This is a genomic window from Amycolatopsis sp. AA4, from assembly GCF_002796545.1.
Classification (GTDB): domain Bacteria; phylum Actinomycetota; class Actinomycetes; order Mycobacteriales; family Pseudonocardiaceae; genus Amycolatopsis.
This window is the reverse complement of sequence record NZ_CP024894.1, coordinates 1836108-1853637: the sequence shown is the minus strand read 5'-3', so window position 1 is coordinate 1853637 and position 17530 is coordinate 1836108. Positions and strand designations below refer to the sequence as shown.

Genomic DNA, 17530 nt, shown 5'->3' with positions numbered 1-17530 from the left:
AAAACTCAGTCGTGCTCGGGACCGGTGTGGTACTCGAACACCAGGCCGCCGACGGCGATGAGCAGCGCCACGATCGCCATCACGAGCAGCCAGATGTGGAAGAACGCGAGGGCGAGGCCGGCCAGCCCGGCCGCCGCGGCCAGCGCGACCGGCCAGTAGCTGCCCGGGCTGAAGAAGCCCAGTTCGCCGGCGCCGTCGCTGATCTCGGCGTCCTCGCGGTCCTCCGGGCGCGCTTCGATCCGGCGCGACACGAACTGCATGTAGCTGCCGGCGAGGAACGCCAGGCCGCCGGTCAGGAACAGCGCGACGATGCCGACCGGCTCGGCCTTCTGGTCGGTGGTGAAGAGCGCGGTCATGACCCAGTAGACGGCGGTCATGAGGACGGCGAATCCCGCCACCATGTAGAAAATCCGGGCTTCGACCTTCATGGGATTGGTCCCCTACTCCTCTGGGTTCGCCGTCAGTTGGACGCGGTGCGCGCGGTGCGGTCGGTGTTGAACGGCTTCGTGGTCACCGCGTACGGGCTGCACAGCTCGCCGCAGTTCATCGAAGCCAGCGCCTCGGACGCGGTGTTCGGCTTGCCGGTCTGCGGGTTCGTCTCGGTGCGCAGCTTGAGGTACTGGTCGTACTTGTCCGGGGACAAGGCCCGCACCTCGAAGTTCATCACCGAATGGTACGTCCCGCACAGCTCGGCGCAGCGCCCGACGAACGAGCCCTCGCGGTCGATCGAGTTCTGGAACGAGCTGTCCTGGTTGTTCTTCTCCGGGTCCGGCATGACGTCGCGCTTGAAGTTGAACTCCGGGACCCAGAACGAGTGGATGACGTCCGTCGAGCGGAGCCGGTACTCGATGGTCTTGTTCGTCGGCAGCACGAGCAGCGGGATCTCGCCGGAGGAGCCGACGGTGCTCACCTGGGTGCCGTCGGGACGCTTGGCGGCGTCGCCCTCGTACTTAAACTCCCAGTTCCACTGGAAGGCGATCACGTCGACCACGACGTCCGGGTTCGGCTTCTTGTCGAGGACCTTGCTCTCGGTCGTCGCGGTGAAGAAGAACAGCACGCAGACCATGATCGTCGGCAGGACGACCGTGAAGATCTCCAGCGGGATGTTGTACTGGAACTGCCGGGGCAGGTCGTCCGGTCCTTCGGCGGCCGCGCCCTTCTTCTTGCGGTGGAAGATCGCGGTCCAGAAGATGAGTGCCCACACGATCGCGCCGACGACGAGCGCGGCGATGACCGTCCACGTCCAGAGGGTGCGCATCTGGTCGGCCTGCGGCGTGACGCCCTTGGGCCATCCGAAGCGGAGGATCTCGTCTCCCGAGCAGCCCGTCGCGGTCAGCGCCACCAGCACGGCCAGCGCGGCGACACGCCCGACCCGCTTACCCACCGGGGTGCGCTCTGGTTTTCCCACTGCGCCCTGCCCTTTCACCCAACAGGCCCTCTCACACCGGGCCTTCTTCGACCGATCTTCGTGACAGGCGGAGCCTAGCCGAGTTGGCCGCTCCCGCTGACCAAGGGGTGACCAGTTGCGCCACGCGTCACCCGCTTTCCGCGCGGCGGGCCCCGCACCGGCATACTGGGCCCTTCCCCGGACCGGCCCGACCCTGAGGTGTGTGAGTACACGTGTGCGGCCTGCTTGGACTGATCTGCGCGACCGAAAACGACGCCGCGGACGCCCGCGGCAGCGTCGGCGCGGCGATGCGCTGCCAGCGCCACCGCGGCCCTGACGAGCAGGACACCTGGGCCGATGCCGAGGTCGTGTACGGCTTCAACCGGCTCGCCTTCATCGACGTCGACCACGCGCACCAGCCGCTGGTGTGGGGTCCGCCGGAGGCCCCCGGCCGGTACACGCTGAACTTCAACGGCGAGATCTACAACTACCGCGAGCTGCGCGACGAGCTGGCCGAAAAATTCGGTGCGAAATTCGCCACTGAGGGCGACGGCGAGGCGATCGTCGCGGCTTATCACTATCTCGGGGACAAAGCGGTCGAAAAGCTGCGCGGCATGTTCGCGTTCCTGATCTGGGATTCGGCGGAAAAGGTCGTTTTCGGCGCACGCGACCCGTTCGGCATCAAACCGCTCTACTACAGCGAAGGCCCCAAGGGCACCGCGTTCTCCAGCGAGAAGAAGAGCCTGCTGGAGCTGTCGGACACGCTCGGCGTCGCGCAGGAGCTGGACCGCACTGCCCTGCAGCACTACCTGGTCCTGCAGTACGTCCCGGAGCCGGAGTCGCTGCACACCGCGATCCGCCGCGTCGAGTCCGGCACCTCGTTCCGGCTCTCGCCGGGCGGGAAGCCCCAGTTCACCCGGTACTTCCACCCGCAGTTCGCCGCGAAGCCGGTCAACGGCCCCGCCGAGGCCGAGGCGCTGTACGAGCGCATCGCCGACGTGATGCGCGACTCGGTCGGCAAGCACATGATCTCGGACCCGGACGTCACGGTGGGCGCGTTCCTCTCCGGCGGCATCGACTCCACCGCGACCGCGACGCTCGCCAAGGAGCACAACCCGAACCTGATCGCGTTCACCACCGGGTTCGAGCGCGAGGGCTACTCCGAGGTGGACGTGGCCGCCGAGTCGGCCGCCGCGATCGGCGTGAAGCACGTGGTCCGCACGGTGTCGGCGGACGAGATGATGGAGGCCCTGCCGCTCATCGTCTGGTACCTGGACGACCCGGTCGCGGACCCGGCGCTGGTCCCGCTGTGGTTCATCGCGCGCGAGGCCCGCAAGCACGTGAAGGCGGTCCTGTCCGGCGAAGGCGCGGACGAACTGTTCGGCGGCTACACGATCTACGGCGAGCCGATCTCGCTGGCCCCGTTCGAGAAAATCCCCGGCAGCGTGCGAAAACTGCTGGGCAAGGTGTCCACGAAGATCCCCGAGGGCACCCGAGGCAAGGACCTGCTGCGCCGCGGCGCGCTCCCGCTTGAAGACCGCTACTACGGCAACGCCCGCAACTTCCGTGACGAACAGCTGCGCGCGGTCCTGCGGACGTACCGGGAAGGCATCGGCTTCAAGGACGTCACGGCCCCCTGGTACGACGTGTCCCGCGGCTGGGACCCGGTGGCCCGCATGCAGCACGTGGACCTCTACACCTGGCTGCGCGGCGACATCCTGGTCAAGGCGGACAAGGTGACCATGGCGAACTCGCTGGAGCTGCGGGTGCCGTTCCTGGACGCCGAGGTGTTCAAGGTCGCCGCCTCGATCCCGCTGGACCAGAAACTCGCCCACGGCACCACGAAGTACGCGCTGCGCCAGGCGTTGGCGAAAATCATCCCCGGCCACGTGCTGAACCGGAAAAAACTGGGCTTCCCGGTCCCGATCCGCCTGTGGCTGCGCAACGAGATGTACGACTGGGCCCGCGGCATCATCAACGACTCGAAGACCGACGAGCTGCTGGACAAGAACGCGGTACTGCGCCTGCTGGACGAACACAAGGAAGGCCAGTTCGACCGCAGCCGCCAACTCTGGGCGCTCCTGGTCTTCATGCTCTGGCACGGCATCTTCGTAGAGCACCGCATCAAGCCGGAAATCCCGGAACCGGTCTACCCAGTAAAGCTCTAAGACGGACGTGAGGGGAACGCTGAGGGACTCTGAGTCCCTCAGGGTTCCCCTCACGGCCCTAAAACCGCACCCGGTGCACCCAACGATCGAGGCACCCAGCCCCTCCCCCGCACCCCGATACGAAGCCTCCCTGCGGTCTGGGGGTGCTTGTCAAGGCATCTTTCCCGCCTTGACAAGCACCCCCAGACCGTCAGCACGATCAAGCTTCGGGGTGCCCCACGCAACCAGGGACGGCAATGTCGCCCGCCAGGGCGACGAGCCGAAACGCCTCAAGCAGGCAAAACCGCCGAAATCTCCTCAGCAGCCTCCGGCCCGAACGCCTCGCTCAACCGCGTCAACGCGTCAGCCCGCTCCAGCCTCCACTCCTGAGTCCCCACAGTCTCCAAAACGAGCACCGCGATCAAACACCCCAACTGCGCCGCCCGCTCCAAGCTCAACCCGCCGTCAACGGCGGCAAGGAACCCAGCCCGGAACCCGTCCCCGACCCCGGTGGGATCAGCCTTCCCCCGCTCCGGAACGGCCCCGATCTGCAGCGCGGTCCCGTCCCGCCCGACAATCTCCACGCCCTTCTCCCCGAGCGTGGTGATCCTCAGCCCGACCCGCTCCAGCACGTCCGCCTCGGTCCAGCCGGTCTTCTGCAGCAGCAACTCCCACTCGTAGTCATTGCTGAACAGGTACTTGGCCCCCTCGACGAACGACCGCACCTGCGCCCCGTCCATCCGCGCCAGCTGCTGCGAGGGATCGACCGCGAACGTGTACCCCCGCTGACGGCACTCCTGCGCGTGCCGGACCATGCCCTCGGGATCGTCGGGACTGATCAACACGAGCCCCAGCCCGCCGACCCGATCCGCGATCGGCCCCATCTCGATGTTGCGGGACTCCGCCATCGCCCCCGCGTAGAACGTGGCGATCTGGCACATGTCCTCGTCAGTGGTGCACACGAACCGCGCGGTGTGCGCGACCTCGGACACCAGCACGCCCGACGTGTCGACCCCGTGCCGCTGCAGCCACGACTGGTAGTCCGCCCAGTCCTGGCCCACGGCGCCGACCAGCACCGGCTCCACGCCGAGCACGCCGAGGCCGAACGCGATGTTCGCGCCGATGCCGCCGCGGCGCACGACGAGGTCGTCGGCGAGGAAGCTCAGCGACACGCGGTGCAGCTGCTCGGCGACGAGCTGCTCGGCGAACCTCCCCGGGAAGTGCATCAGATGGTCCGTCGCGATGCTGCCGGACACGGCGATCCTGGGCTTGTCTGCCACCGGTTCTCCTCACGAGGTGGATGAGCTGTCGTTTTCGCTCCCGGACGCAAGTTACCCGCTGGTCATGACCCTTCCGGGTAATTTCCGCGCCGCGTTCCGACACTACCGGCCAGTACTCGTTTCCCGTTCAAGTCCGGCTGAATAGCGTGGCGTTCGTGAACCTCGCGACCGAACCGGAAACCATCGGCGACCTGATCGCCGACTGCGCCCACCTGCCGTCCACGCTGCAGCCCGAACGGCCCGCCGACCAGGCCCGGCTGCCGCGGCCGAGGGCCGCGCGGCCGTGGACGGTCGACGACGCCTGCCACGCGCAGGTCGCCGATCTCGACGCCTACGTCTGAGCCCCGAACGCCGAAACGGGCCCCCGCGCGAGTGCGCGGGGGCCCGTTTTCGTGGCTCTGGGCTCAGTGGAAGCTGTCGCCGCAGGCGCAGGAACCCGTGGCGTTCGGGTTGTCGATCGTGAAGCCCTGCTTCTCGATGGTGTCGACGAAGTCGATCACGGCCTCGGACACGTACGGCGCGCTCATCCGGTCGACCGCGACGCGCAGGCCGTCGAAGTCGCGGAACAGGTCGCCGTCGAGCGTGCGCTCGTCGAAGAACAGCTGGTAGCGCAGGCCAGCGCAGCCGCCGGGCTGGACGGCGATGCGCAGGTGCATGTCGTCGCGGCCCTCCTGTTCGAGCAGCGCCTTCGCCTTGGCGGCCGCGGCGTCGGTCAACGTCACGCCGTGGGTCTCCTCGGCGGTCTCGGCCGCAGCCGCACCGGTCTGCTCAGCGGTCGTCATGGCACTCCCTCTTTGGTCGAACTCGCTGCGGGTACATCTCGTGTCCTAGGCACAACACGGGACTTGCCCGATCTGTTCCCCTCCATCGTCGCATATGGAACGACCTGGTGAACAAAGCCGTGACGCCTGCAATACCCTGGTGAGGTGAGGTTCCTGCGCCGAAGCACCACTGACCCCGCCGCCGACGAGTCCGCGGCCGAGGCTGCCACTGTCGAATCCCCGGTCGCCAGCAAGGCGTACACGCCGGGCAAGGGCAAGGCGACGCCGAAGCGGCGCGAGGCCGAGGGGCGCAAGCGCGGACCGGTCGCGCCGCCGCCCACCTCGATGCGCGAGGCGATGAAGCGCAACAAGGAACTGCGCAAGGCGAACCCGGTCAGCAAGGAAGAGCGCAGGGAAGCCGCCCGGCAGCGCCGCGAGCGGATGATGTCCGGCGACGACAAGTACCTGCCGCCGCGCGACAAGGGCCCGGTCAAGGCGTACGTGCGCGACCTGGTCGACTCGCGGCGCAACCTCCTCGGCCTGTTCATGCCGCTGGCGATCCTGGTGTTCCTCGCGCTGCTCGTGCCCGCGCCGGCGGTGCAGCAGTACATCACCCTGGTCTGCATGGCGATGCTGCTGGTCATGGCCATCGAGGGCTTCGTGAACGGCCGCAAGATCTCGAAGCTGGTCCGCGAGCGCTTCCCGAAGGAACCGGCGACGGCCTACCGGGGCGTGGGCTGGTACGCCTTCGTCCGGGCGAGCCAGATCCGCAAGCTGCGCGTCCCGAAGCCGCGGCTCAAGCCGGGCGACCCGATCCCGAACTGAGCCGTGCGGCACACAGGTCGTTAGCCTCGCGAACGAAACGTTTACGCTGTCGGCATGGAGTTTCGACGTCTCGGCCGCAGCGGCCTCAACATCAGTGAGATCTCCTACGGCAACTGGCTGACCCACGGGTCCCAGGTCGAGGAGGACCAGGCGCAGGCCTGCATCAAGGCGGCGCTCGACGCGGGCATCACGACCTTCGACACGGCAGACGTCTACGCCAACACCGCGGCGGAGTCGGTGCTCGGACGCGGGCTGAAGGGCCAGCGCCGGGAGAGCCTGGAGATCTTCACCAAGGTCTTCTGGCCGACCGGTCCGAAGGGCCCGAACGACAAGGGCCTCTCGCGCAAGCACATCATGGAGTCGGCCCACGCGTCGCTCAAGCGGCTCGGCACCGACTACGTCGACCTCTACCAGGCGCACCGCTTCGACCGCACGGTGCCGCTGGAAGAGACGATGCAGGCGTTCGCCGACCTGGTCCGCCAGGGCAAGGCGCTCTACATCGGTGTCTCGGAGTGGAACGCGGAGCAGATCTCCCGCGGCGCGGCACTCGCCCGCGAGCTGAAGATCCCGTTCGTGTCGAACCAGCCGCAGTACTCGATGCTGTGGCGCGTCATCGAATCGCAGGTCGTGCCCGCTTCCGAGCGCGAGGGCCTGAGCCAGATCGTCTGGTCGCCGGTGGCGCAGGGCGTGCTGACCGGCAAGTACAAGGTGGGCCAGCCGCTGCCCGCCGGCTCGCGCGCGACCGACGAGAACGGCGGCGCGAACATGGTCAAGCGCTTCCTCGACGAGAAGACCCTCGCCGCGGTCGCGAAGCTGGAGCCGCTGGCCGCCGACGCCGGACTGTCGATGGCGCAGCTGGCCGTCGCGTGGGTGCTGCAGAACCCGAACGTCGCGTCGGCGATCATCGGGGCCTCGCGGCCGGAGCAGGTCCAGGACAACGTCAAGGCGGCCGGCGTGAAGCTGGAGCCGGAGCTGCTCACCGCGATCGACGAGGCGCTCGGCGACGTCGTGGTCACCGACCCGGCGCTCACCGTCTCCCCCTGATCAGCGCAGCTGGGTAAGCCCGGCAAATGTCCGTGAAGGGCTCCTTGAGGGAATCTGATTCCCTCAAGGAGTCCTTCACGGACCGCCTGCGGGGACTGCGGCGCTACGGAGAAGGCCGCAGCAAAAACCGCTCCGCCACCGCGAGGTCGTGCGGATAGGTGATCTTCACGTTCTCCGCGCTGCCGGGCACCCACCGCACCGGCAGCGCGGAGAACCGCTCCATGCACGAAGCCGTGTCGGTGCCGAGAAACCCTTCCGCGGCAGCCTGTTCGTACGCCGCGAGCAGCGGTTCCGCCCGGAAGCCCTGCGGGGTCTGCACCCGGATCGCGCCCGGCAGCGGGCCCGCCACCGTGTCCGGTCCGGCCATCGAGACCACGTCGTCCGCGGCCAGGCCCGGCACCGCTCCCCCGTCTTCCCGGGTCCGCTCCAGCACCGCGGAGATCAGGTCCGGCTTCACCAACGGGCGGGCCCCGTCGTGCAGCAGCACGGAATCCACTGTCCCGTCGGCGATTCGCGGCGCGAGGTGGCGCAGTGCGTTCAGTTCGGAGGCCTGCCGCGTCGGGCCGCCGGTCACGATCTCCACCGGCGCGGCGAGCCCGGCGAGCACTTCCTCCGCCAGCGGCGCGTCCTCGGACCGGATGACCAGCACCAGCACGCCGATCCCGGGCACGGCGGCGAACGCGTCCAGCGACCACGCCACCACGCGCCTGCCCGCGACCGGCAGGTAGACCTTGTTCAGCGCGGCCCCGACCCGGGTCCCCGCACCACTGGCCAGCACGACCCCGGCCGCCGTCGATTCCCGCACGCCGACCGACCCTAAGGGCCGGGTCCGGGCGGCGGTAGGTTGGGCGCCGGGACGCCCAGCGGCGAAAGGAAACCTGGCTGTGGACACCGGCGAAACGGGCATCGAGTTCGGCGAGATCGAACCGCCGAGCGACCAGGCCCGGTCGGGCGCGATCGCGCTGCACGACAAGCTCGTCAAACCCGCCGGCTCGCTCGGCAGGCTCGAGGAGCTGGGCGTCTGGATCGCTTCGTGCCAGGGCCAGGCGCCGCCGCGGCCGTTCACCCGTCCGCGCGTCGTCGTGTTCGCCGGCGATCACGGCATCGCGAAGAAGGGCGTTTCGGCGTATCCGCAGGAGGTCACGTCGCAGCTCGTCGGCACCATGCTGACCGGCGGGGCGGCGATCAACGTCCTCGCCGCGGCGGCGGGCGCGGGCGTGCGCGTGGTCGACATGGCCGTGGACACCGAGGAATCCGCGATGCGGTCGATCGGCGAGTTCAAGGTGCGCCGCGGTTCGGGTTCGATCGACGTCGAGGACGCGCTCACCGACGCCGAGGTGCGCGCCGCGGTCAACGCCGGCCGGAAGATCGCCGACGCGGAGGTCGACGGCGGCGCGGACCTGCTGATCGCGGGCGACCTGGGAATCGGCAACAGCACCCCGGCGTCGGTGCTGGTCGCGGCGCTGACCGGGAGCGAGCCGGTCGCCGTGGTCGGCCGGGGTTCGGGCATCGACGACAACACGTGGATGCGCAAGGCCGCCGCGGTCCGCGACGCACTGCGCCGGGCCCGCGCGGTGCTGGCCGACCCGCTCGCCCTGCTGCGCACGTCGTCGGGGGCCGATATCGCCGCGATGACGGGCTTTCTCGCGCAGGCCGCGGTCCGCCGCACGCCGGTCGTGCTCGACGGGCTCGTGGTCTGCTCCGCCGCACTCGTCGCCGAAGAACTCGCCCCCGGCGCCCGCCGCTGGTGGATGTCCGGACAGCTCACCGGCGAACCCGCACACGCCCTCGCCCTGGAACACCTGGACCTCGGCGCCTTGCTCGACCTCGACGTCCGCCTCGGCGAAGGCACCGGCGCCGTCACCGCGCTCCCGCTGCTGATGATGGCCGCCCGGGTGCTCGCCGAAATGACCACCCACGAGCAATCCGGCGTCTCCGGCCCGCTGTCTTAAAAGCCGTGAAGGGCTCCTTGCGGGAATCTGATTCCCGCAAGGAGCCCTTCACGGACAGCTAGCTTCAGCTGAGCGGCACCATCCAGCCGGACGGGGCCGGACGGGTGCCCTCCTGGATCCCGACCAGCTGCTCGCGCAGGCCCATGGTGACCGGGCCCGGCTGCCCGCCGGAGATCGAGAACTCGCCGCCGCCGTGCTTCACGTGGCCGACCGGCGTGATGACCGCCGCCGTGCCGCACGCGAACACCTCGGTCAGCTCGCCCGAAGCGGCCGCCTTCTCCCATTCGTCGGTGGAGATCCGGCGCTCCTCGACCTTGTGCCCGGCGTCCTTCGCCAGCTGCAGCAACGACTTCCGGGTGACGCCCGGCAGCAGTGAACCGGTCAGCTCCGGCGTGACCACGCGGACGTCATCGCCCGAACCGAAGACGAAGAACAGGTTCATCCCGCCCATCTCCTCGACCCAGCGGCGCTCGACCGCGTCGAGCCACACCACCTGGTCGCAGCCCTTCTCGACGGCCTGCGCCTGCGCCACGAAGGACGCCGCGTAGTTGCCCGCGCACTTCGCCGCGCCGGTGCCGCCGGGGGCCGCGCGCACGTACTCGGTGGACAGCCACACGCTGACCGGCTTCACGCCGCCGCTGAAGTACGAGCCGGCCGGCGAGGCGATCACCGCGAAGACGTACTCGTCGGCCGGGCTGTTCACGCCCAGGCCCGCCGAGGTGGAGATCATGAACGGGCGCAGGTACAGGGAATCGCCCTCGCGGGTCGGCACCCAGCGCTCGTCCACCGCGATCAGCTCGCGCAGCGCGTCGATGAACGTCTCCACCGGCAGCTGCGGCATGGCCAGCCGCTCGGCGGATTCGCGGAACCGCTGCGCGTTGGCGTCCGGCCGGAACGCGGCGATCGAGCCGTCCGGCTGCCGGTAGGCCTTGAGGCCCTCGAAGATGGCCTGCCCGTAGTGCAGCACGGACGTGGCCGGGTCGAGGGTGAACGGTTCGTACGGCCCGACCTTGGCGTCGTGCCAGCCCTTTTCGGTGCTGTAGCGGACGGTGACCATATGGTCGGTGAAGTGCGTGCCGAACCCCGGCTTGGCAAGTACCTCGGCGACGCGTTCAGGACTCGCGGGGCTCGGGTGCGGAACGTGGGTGAACTGCGTCGCTGTCGTCATGCATAAACGATAGCGCTTGGTCGGAAGCACGTTAGTCGGAAGTCCTGTGGTTTTACTCGCCGCACCGGCCCGCGCTCGCAGCGTCACCCCACTACGATGGCCGGTGTGAGCACTCAACCAGCACGCCAAGCGGGGCCCGGGGCCGGGCCGGACGTCAAGACCTTCGGCACCGCCGCCCTGCTGACCTTCGGCGCGGGGCTGCTCGGGATGGTCGGCTGGGGCCTGCTTTCGAGCGGGTTCGGCTTCTTCCTCGGACTGGTCGTCGCCGGGTTCGGCATCTACTGGTGGAAGAACCTGCACGGCGCGGTGATCACGAAGAACGTGCCGACCAAATCGGTCGTCATCCTGCTCGTCGTCAACATCGTGCTGTTCATCGCGCTGGTGCTGCTGGCCCAGTAGGTCAGCACAGTCCGGCGGGCAGTTCCGGCGCGGGCCAGGCCGGGTCCGGGCGGAAGTCCGTGTGCGTGCCGTCGAAGGGGTACGCGCCCCGCTCGGCCAGCGCGCCCATCCGTTCGCCCTCGGCGCGCAGCGTGTCGAGTTCGGCCGCGGTCAGCCGCCCCGCGTCGACGGCCGCCTCCGCTTCGTCCTCGTCCTTCCACTGCCAGCCCGCGCCCGGCGTCACGACCAGGTCGAGGATGCCGTCGATCCGGTCCGGGCCGGTTTCGGTGCGCCCGCGCGGCACCTCGAGGTTCACGTACCAGTCGCGGAACCGGCCGTCCGTCTCGAAAAACCACCACACCGATGACCACGCCCGGTCGGGAATCAGCCGCAGCGTCGAGGTGCCGTGCCACACGTCCGGCACGCGGACGCGCGGCTGGCGAAACCGTTGTTCCAGCGGCGCTTCCCGCAGCGACCGGCCGTCCGCGAGCCTGCTGCCGACGATCGGCGTGCCGAGCGGGAGCCAGCCGAGCAGCGTCTCGCCGTCGTCGGAGACCACGCGCAGCGGATGATGCTGGCCGATGCTGCCGTCCGGGCGGACGAAACGTTCGACGACTGTCTGTCCCGGTGCCCAGCGGTGCTCAGTCATGCCCGCCACGGTAGCGACGCACCCGCACCCGCAGCAGCAGTTCCGCGACCGCGCCGAGCCCGGCCGCGAGCAGCGTCGCCGACAGCGGAACGAACGCCGCGGCGGCCGCTGCCAGCACCGCGGCCACCGCGACCGGAGCCCCGCCGGACGGCGCAAACCGCTGTCGAGCACCGACGAAAGTCGTGAATGCCGCGGGAAGAGTCGCCAGGACTGCGATCACCGTGAGCAACGGCTGCAGCTGTCCGGCGTCCGCGGCGGAGAGCAGTTCCCGCATCGAGGTCCCGGACAACCCGAGCCGCACCGGACCCAGCTGCAGCAGCGTCACCGCGGTGACGGCCACTGCGACCAGACCCAGCACGAGCGCGCGTCCGGTGCTCCGCGCCCCTGGTTCCGGAACTAGGAACGGCAGGAGGAACAACGCCGCGACGACGATCCCGGCCGCGTTCGGCGTCCCGATTCCGCCCGTCTGCGACACCGGAGCGACCACGAGACACATCGCCACGAGGACCGCCGCGGCGGCCAGCAGCACGCCCACTATCCACTTGACCAGCAGATTCGGCAGCCGCAGCCCGGCGAAGTCCGCAGCGGCAACGAATACGACCAGCGCGGCCGCGGCATACCCGGGCTGCAGCGGAAAAACGTATGCGCCGAACGCTTGCCCGAGCACGACGATCTGCGCCAGCCGGGATAATCCGCCCACGATCCGGCCAGCCGGATCGTCAGCGAGCGCGGGCAGCCGGGAACCGCCGACCGCGGCCAGCGCGGCGAGGACAACCCCGGCGAGCAGCCAATATCCGGCTCCGGCGGCCCCCGCCGCCAGCGTCACCAGGAGTGCTCCCGCGAGCCGCACCGCGATCCCCCTTCCCCCGTCCGGATGGCTTTGTCATTAGCATGGCTCACGATCGACCGGGCAGAACGCCCGGCGCCACCGCGACGTCGCGAGGAGCCAGAAGTGACCGTGCCGAAGCTTGCCCTCTCCGAGAACACGGATGCGGCATTGGGCAAGACCCGCGCCGACGTCGTCGTGATCGGCACCCTGCAGGGCGAGGACGGCCTCGAGCTGGCCGCCGGCGCGGAGGTGGCCGACGCGGCGTTCGACGGCAAGCTCGCCGAGGTGCTGGGCACGCTCGGCGCGACCGGCAAGGCCGAGGAGATCGTGAAGCTGCCGACGCTGGGCAAGCTGCCCGCGGGCGTCGTGCTGGCAGTCGGCCTCGGCAAGCCGAAGGACGGCGGGATCACCGCCGAGCAGGTGCGCCGCGCGGCCGGTGCCGCGGCCCGCGCGCTGAACGGCACCGAGCGGGCGTTCGTCACGCTGTCGGCCGTCGACCTGCACGCCGCCACCGAGGGCATCGCGCTGGGCGCGTACGTCTTCACCGAGTACCGCTCCGAGAAGGGCGACGGCCCGCTGGCGAAGGCCGACCTGGTCAGCCCGGCCGAGGGCACCGCGCGCGAGCACAAGGCCACGCTGAAGGCGGCCGGGTTCATCGCCGAATCGGTGATCATCGCCCGCGACCTCATCAACACCCCGCCGAACGACCTGTTCCCGGCGTCCTTCGCCGACCGCGCGAAGAAGCTCGCCGACGCGAACGGCCTCGAGTTCGAGGTGCTCGACGAGAAGGCGCTCAAGCGCAAGGGCTTCGGCGGCATCCTCGGCGTCGGCGGCGGTTCGTCGCGGCCGCCGCGCCTGCTGCGGCTCAGCTGGAAGCCGGCGAAGGCGCGCAAGAAGGTCGCGCTGGTCGGCAAGGGCATCACGTTCGACTCGGGCGGCATCTCGCTCAAGCCCGCCGCGAACATGGACCACATGACCTCCGACATGTCGGGCGCGGCCGCCGTGCTCGCGTCGGTCGTGCTGGCCGCCAAGCTCAAGTACCCGCTCGAGGTCACCGCGCACATCCCGCTGGCGGAGAACCTGCCCTCGGGCACCTCCTACCGCCCCGGCGACGTGCTGACCATGTACGGCGGCAAGACCGTCGAGGTGCTCAACACCGACGCCGAGGGACGGCTCGTGCTGGCCGACGCGATCGTGCGCGCGGCCGAGGAGAACCCGGACTACCTGATCGAGACCGCCACGCTGACCGGCGCGCAGGTGGTCGCGCTGGGCAACCGGATCTCCGGCGTGATGGGCTCGGACGAGTTCCGCGACCGCGTCGCGGGCATCATGCAGGCCACCGGCGAGGGCGGCTGGGCGATGCCGCTGCCCGACGAACTGCGCGGCGACCTCGACTCGCGGCTCGCGGACATCGCGAACGTGACCGGCCAGCGCTGGGCGGGCATGCTCGTCGCGGGCGTGTTCCTGCGCGAGTTCGTGCCCGCGGACCTGCCGTGGGTGCACCTGGACGTCGCGGGCCCGGCCTTCAACTCCGGCGGCCCGTGGGGCTACACCGGCAAGGGCGGCACCGGCGTCCCGGTCCGCACCATCGCCGCGGTGCTGGCGGACATCGCCGACCAGGGCTGATTCACCCGCTTTCGACCGGAGGCCCCGCACCCTGCCCGGTACGGGGCCTCCGTCGTTGTGGCACGCTCGCGCTCATGCAGCGCGACGACTACCTCGAAACCGCCGTCCGCGAGGTGCTCACCGCCGACGAGGCCGCCGCTGACCGCCGAATCGGCCACGCCGCGCTGCTCTTGGCGACCGCGGGCGCGTCCGACTCCGCGGATCGCCTTGTCGCACAATGGCACGCGATCACCGGCCGCCCAACGTCCGTGCTCGCCGACGACGCTCTGCGCGCCCGCGCCTGGGCAATGCTTTTCGAGGCCCGCGGCGACCGTCCACAATGGGCAGACGCGCTGGTTCCGCTCGACCTGGACGCGGAAGAACAAGCCCACCAAGCCTTCCTAGCCCGCAGAGTGTCCGATTTGGACGGTCTCTTCGCCGGTTCCCCGGTCGCAGGCGCGGTCTCCGCACTCGCCCCCGAACGACCGGATCCGGTGCGCGACGCACTCGCCGCCGCCGACCTGGACACCTGGGCCGCACTCGTCGAAAACCACCCGAACCCCGACGTCGCGACGCTCGCCGCCACCCGCCCGCTAGCCGCCCGCCTGGTCGGTGGCGCGGACCCGCTAGACCTCGGCCCGGAATGGCCGGACCAGTGCGCAGGCGCGCTGATCGCCGCCCTGCGCGAACGCCACCCAACCGGCCCGGACAGCCTGCCCGACCTGGTAGCGGCGATCCTCCGACTGCGCGGACAACGAGCCCCCGCCCCCGCGTCACCAACCGACCTCGCCGCAGCCGAAAACCGCCTCGGCTTCCGCCTGCCCGACGACTACCGCGAGTTCTTGACACTCGCGGACGGCCTGCCCGCGGACGTGGTGTTCCCCCGCCTGCTGCCCGCCCGCGAACTGCGCGCAGACGGAACCGTCGTGATCGTCTCCGACCCAGCGACGATCCTGCTCACCCACACCGGTAACAGCTGGCGAACGGTCGAAGTAGACCTCACCTACGGCAGCACCGCACACGAATCGTTCCGCGCACTGCTGGAACACCACCACCGACTACTGGAAGCAAGCGCCTGACCACCCGCCCGCCGAAGTCCGCGAGGGGACCCCTGAGGGACTCTGAGTCCCTCTGAACTGCGCCCCGGAAGTTGGACTGGGAATCCAGTTCCAGCTGTCCGGGGAGTGGTTCGTTGCATCCACGCAGTTCGTTGTCTGAGTGGCAGCGGGCGTCCGCTGTTGCGTTGTTCGAGGACGGGTATGGCGCGAAGGCCGTGGCGTCCCGGTTGGGGGTGTCGGCGGGTGCCGTGCGACGCTTGCGTGATCGTTGGAGGCTGCGGAGCGCGGGAGCGCTGATGGACAAGCCAGGCAGGCGGTCGTTCGCGTTCGAGTTCAAGCTGGAGGTCGTGCGCCGGTATGTCGGCGGCGAGGCGACCGCGGCCGAGCTGGCGCGCGAGCACGGGCTGTCCTCGCCCAAACTCGTGGAGAACTGGGCGCGGGCGTATCGGCGCGAGGGAGAGGACGCGTTGCGGCCCAAGCCGAAAGGCCGTCCGCCCGGTGTCGCGGACTCGCCGGGTCCCGGCGAGCTGGAGCGGTTGCGGGCGGAGAACCTGCGGCTGTCGGCGGAGAACGCCTACCTAAAAAAATTGCGGGCCTTGAGGGAGCAGGGGCGAGGGTGAAAACCCAGGCCGTCGCCGCCCTCAAGGCCGACTATCCGCTGCCGGTGCTGCTGGCGGTCGCGGGCCTGGCCCGGTCGACGTTCTTCCACCACCAGGCCCGGCCCGACCGGCCCGACCCGCACGCCGGGCTCAAGGCCGCGATCGCCGAGGCGTTCGAGGCCGCCCGCGGCCGCTACGGGCACCGGCGGATCCACACGGTCCTGGCCCGCGCCGGCTGGCGGGTGGCGAAGAAAACCGTGCTCGCGCTGATGAACGCCCTCGGCCTGGTCTGCCAGGTCCGGCGGCCGCGCCGGCGCCGGTCCTGGCCCGGCCGGCCCGGCACGGCCGCCGAGAACCTGCTCAACCGCGAGTTCGGCGCCGAGGCCCCGGACACCAAATGGGTCACCGACGTGACCGAGTTCCGCATCGGCGACCGCAAGGTCTACCTCTCGCCCGTGATCGACCTGTTCGACCGGTCCGTGATCGCCTACGCCTGCGGGCCGTCCCCGACGCTGGAGCTGACGAACTCCTCGCTGCGCGCCGCGATCGCGACCCTGCCCGCCGGAGCCCGCCCGCTGGTGCACTCCGACCAGGGCTTCCAGTACCGGCACGCCTCCTGGCGCTCCCTGCTCGCCGACGCCGGCCTGACCCAGTCGATGTCCCGGCGAGCCACCTGCCTGGACAACGCCGTCGCCGAGAACTTCTTCGGCCACCTCAAAGAAGAACTCTTCCACCACACCAAGTTCGACACCGTCGACACGTTCATCACGGCACTGCACGACTACATCGACTGGTACAACACCACCCGCATCTCCACCACGCTCCAAGGCCTGAGCCCGGCCGAATACCGGGCCCAGACCCTCGCCGCCTAACCTCTACATAACCAGTCCAACTTCCGGGGCCCAGTTCACTCAGGGTTCCCCTCACGACCCACACCCGGCACCTCCCGAGGCGCACCCCAATGCCACATTGGTTGCGTCCCATGCACCCAATGCCACATTGGGTGCGCCACATGCACCCAATGCCACATTGGGGCGCTAACCGCACGCCGCGCTCCCCAAGCCCCCACGCACCCAAGCCGCGCACAAACCGCCGCCGCCGCCGCACCCAAACAGCGCACCACCCAAACCGCGCAACAAACCGCAGCCGATGCTCCCAACCGCCGGGGGCACCCAGCCCCTCCCCAACCCCGATACAAAGCCGCCCTGCGGTTCGGGGGTGCTTGTCAAGGCATCTTTCCCGCCTTGACAAGCACCCCCGAACCGTCAGCACAATCAAAAATCGGGGTGCCCCACGCAACCCAGATCACCGGCAATGTCGCCCCCAGGGCGACGAGCCGAACCCCAGCCCCAACTACCGACAGCGACCCCCAGCCTCACCCCCCAGACCGACGCTTCTGCCGTTCGGTGTACTCCCGCATCCGCTTCGGATACCCCACCCGCGCCGCCTCGTACACCGGAATCGTGTGCTTGTGCCCGAACTTCTGCGCCGCGGCGAGGCTGCCGATGCGGCGGCGGGTCCATTCGCCGTCGTGCGCGACGAGCACCACAGTGGTGTCGGTCACCGTGGTCGGCGGCTCGACGTAGGCTTCCACCCCACGCCGCGCGGCGGCCCATTCCTCCAGGTAGCGGGTGTCGGCCGAGCCCGCGGAGCGGCCTGCTCCGGCGGCCGGGCCGCGTCTGCCGCGGCGGCGCAACGAGTCGAAGATCCCCACTTCGACCACCTTTCTTCCGGCGAGAGTCCGGACTTCATTATTCCCGGGCGCGTGTGTGGCCGGTGTCGCAGCGCCGCCTTGGCCCGGCTAGGTCGCAACGCCGATCGGCGTAGTGACAAGATGGCGGTTGTCGC

The 17530-nt window shown here is 69.8% G+C and carries 19 protein-coding genes and 1 pseudogene; 11 read left to right on the top strand and 9 right to left on the bottom strand.

The features are described 5' to 3' along the window. Positions 1-5 precede the first annotated feature (5 nt). Positions 6-428 carry a cytochrome c oxidase subunit 4 gene (locus CU254_RS08860; protein ID WP_009074806.1) on the bottom strand — a complete coding sequence of 141 codons (423 nt, stop codon included), beginning with the start codon at positions 426-428 and terminating at the stop codon, positions 6-8. A gap of 32 nt (positions 429-460) precedes the next feature. Next, positions 461-1408: a cytochrome c oxidase subunit II gene (locus CU254_RS08855; RefSeq protein WP_050788135.1), complete on the bottom strand. Its 948-nt coding sequence runs from the start codon at positions 1406-1408 to the stop codon at positions 461-463. Positions 1409-1620: 212 nt separating this feature from the next. Between CU254_RS08855 and asnB the strand changes: the two genes are divergently transcribed. Then, positions 1621-3555 carry an asparagine synthase (glutamine-hydrolyzing) gene (asnB, locus tag CU254_RS08850; RefSeq protein ID WP_037713029.1) on the top strand — a complete coding sequence of 645 codons (1935 nt, stop codon included), beginning with the start codon at positions 1621-1623 and terminating at the stop codon, positions 3553-3555. Between the two features lie 269 nt (positions 3556-3824). Here asnB and CU254_RS08845 read toward each other — a convergent pair whose 3' ends face one another. Continuing rightward, positions 3825-4814, bottom strand: coding sequence for a carbohydrate kinase family protein (locus CU254_RS08845; protein ID WP_009074800.1), 990 nt, complete (start codon positions 4812-4814; stop codon positions 3825-3827). A 155-nt stretch (positions 4815-4969) separates the two neighbouring features. Between CU254_RS08845 and CU254_RS08840 the strand changes: the two genes are divergently transcribed. Beyond that, on the top strand, positions 4970-5155 hold the full coding sequence (locus CU254_RS08840) for a hypothetical protein (RefSeq protein WP_037716798.1): 186 nt from the start codon (positions 4970-4972) through the stop codon (positions 5153-5155). Positions 5156-5218: 63 nt separating this feature from the next. Here the strand turns inward: CU254_RS08840 and CU254_RS08835 are convergent, their stop codons facing one another. Further along, positions 5219-5596, bottom strand: coding sequence for an iron-sulfur cluster assembly accessory protein (locus CU254_RS08835; protein WP_009074796.1), 378 nt, complete (start codon positions 5594-5596; stop codon positions 5219-5221). Positions 5597-5740: 144 nt separating this feature from the next. Here CU254_RS08835 and CU254_RS08830 point away from each other — a divergent pair, with 144 nt between their 5' ends. After that, complete coding sequence (locus tag CU254_RS08830; RefSeq protein WP_009074794.1) at positions 5741-6400, top strand: DUF3043 domain-containing protein; 660 nt, start codon at positions 5741-5743, stop codon at positions 6398-6400. A 54-nt stretch (positions 6401-6454) separates the two neighbouring features. Continuing rightward, entirely contained in the window at positions 6455-7444 is a 990-nt protein-coding gene (locus CU254_RS08825) for an aldo/keto reductase family protein (protein WP_009074792.1), read from the top strand. Between the two features lie 103 nt (positions 7445-7547). On the opposite strand, the gene CU254_RS08820 is transcribed toward CU254_RS08825, so the two are convergent. Continuing rightward, positions 7548-8249 (bottom strand): 2-C-methyl-D-erythritol 4-phosphate cytidylyltransferase, encoded by a 702-nt coding sequence (locus CU254_RS08820; protein WP_009074791.1) that lies wholly within the window; start codon positions 8247-8249, stop codon positions 7548-7550. Between the two features lie 79 nt (positions 8250-8328). On the opposite strand from CU254_RS08820, the gene cobT reads away from it, so the two are divergent. Beyond that, on the top strand, positions 8329-9396 hold the full coding sequence (gene cobT, locus CU254_RS08815; protein ID WP_009074789.1) for a nicotinate-nucleotide--dimethylbenzimidazole phosphoribosyltransferase: 1068 nt from the start codon (positions 8329-8331) through the stop codon (positions 9394-9396). A gap of 64 nt (positions 9397-9460) precedes the next feature. On the opposite strand, the gene CU254_RS08810 is transcribed toward cobT, so the two are convergent. Then, positions 9461-10564, bottom strand: coding sequence for a branched-chain amino acid aminotransferase (locus CU254_RS08810; RefSeq protein WP_037713028.1), 1104 nt, complete (start codon positions 10562-10564; stop codon positions 9461-9463). A 96-nt stretch (positions 10565-10660) separates the two neighbouring features. Between CU254_RS08810 and CU254_RS08805 the strand changes: the two genes are divergently transcribed. Beyond that, complete coding sequence (locus CU254_RS08805; protein ID WP_009074785.1) at positions 10661-10963, top strand: hypothetical protein; 303 nt, start codon at positions 10661-10663, stop codon at positions 10961-10963. Between the two features lies 1 nt (position 10964). Here the strand turns inward: CU254_RS08805 and CU254_RS08800 are convergent, their stop codons facing one another. Beyond that, on the bottom strand, positions 10965-11591 hold the full coding sequence (locus CU254_RS08800; RefSeq protein WP_009074783.1) for a DUF402 domain-containing protein: 627 nt from the start codon (positions 11589-11591) through the stop codon (positions 10965-10967). Beyond that, complete coding sequence (locus CU254_RS08795; RefSeq protein WP_009074781.1) at positions 11584-12441, bottom strand: hypothetical protein; 858 nt, start codon at positions 12439-12441, stop codon at positions 11584-11586. The genes CU254_RS08800 and CU254_RS08795 overlap by 8 nt, the downstream gene beginning before the upstream one ends. Before the next feature lie 102 nt (positions 12442-12543). Here CU254_RS08795 and CU254_RS08790 point away from each other — a divergent pair, with 102 nt between their 5' ends. The 5 genes and pseudogenes from CU254_RS08790 to CU254_RS08780 all read left to right on the top strand — a co-directional run bounded on the left by CU254_RS08790 (position 12544) and on the right by CU254_RS08780 (position 16554). Next, entirely contained in the window at positions 12544-14046 is a 1503-nt protein-coding gene (locus CU254_RS08790; protein WP_037713025.1) for a leucyl aminopeptidase, read from the top strand. A gap of 74 nt (positions 14047-14120) precedes the next feature. Then, on the top strand, positions 14121-15104 hold the full coding sequence (locus CU254_RS08785) for an SMI1/KNR4 family protein (protein WP_009074775.1): 984 nt from the start codon (positions 14121-14123) through the stop codon (positions 15102-15104). Between the two features lie 71 nt (positions 15105-15175). Then, positions 15176-15340 (top strand): annotated as a pseudogene (locus CU254_RS44890) (hypothetical protein); the annotation flags it as partial. Between the two features lie 39 nt (positions 15341-15379). Beyond that, positions 15380-15703 (top strand): helix-turn-helix domain-containing protein, encoded by a 324-nt coding sequence (locus tag CU254_RS43990; protein ID WP_234392755.1) that lies wholly within the window; start codon positions 15380-15382, stop codon positions 15701-15703. Next, positions 15700-16554, top strand: a complete 855-nt coding sequence (locus CU254_RS08780) for an IS3 family transposase (RefSeq protein ID WP_037713023.1) — start codon at positions 15700-15702, stop codon at positions 16552-16554. Before CU254_RS43990 ends, CU254_RS08780 begins: the two co-directional genes overlap by 4 nt. Before the next feature lie 503 nt (positions 16555-17057). On the opposite strand, the gene CU254_RS08775 is transcribed toward CU254_RS08780, so the two are convergent. Further along, on the bottom strand, positions 17058-17405 hold the full coding sequence (locus CU254_RS08775) for a hypothetical protein (protein ID WP_037713021.1): 348 nt from the start codon (positions 17403-17405) through the stop codon (positions 17058-17060). Positions 17406-17530 lie beyond the last annotated feature (125 nt).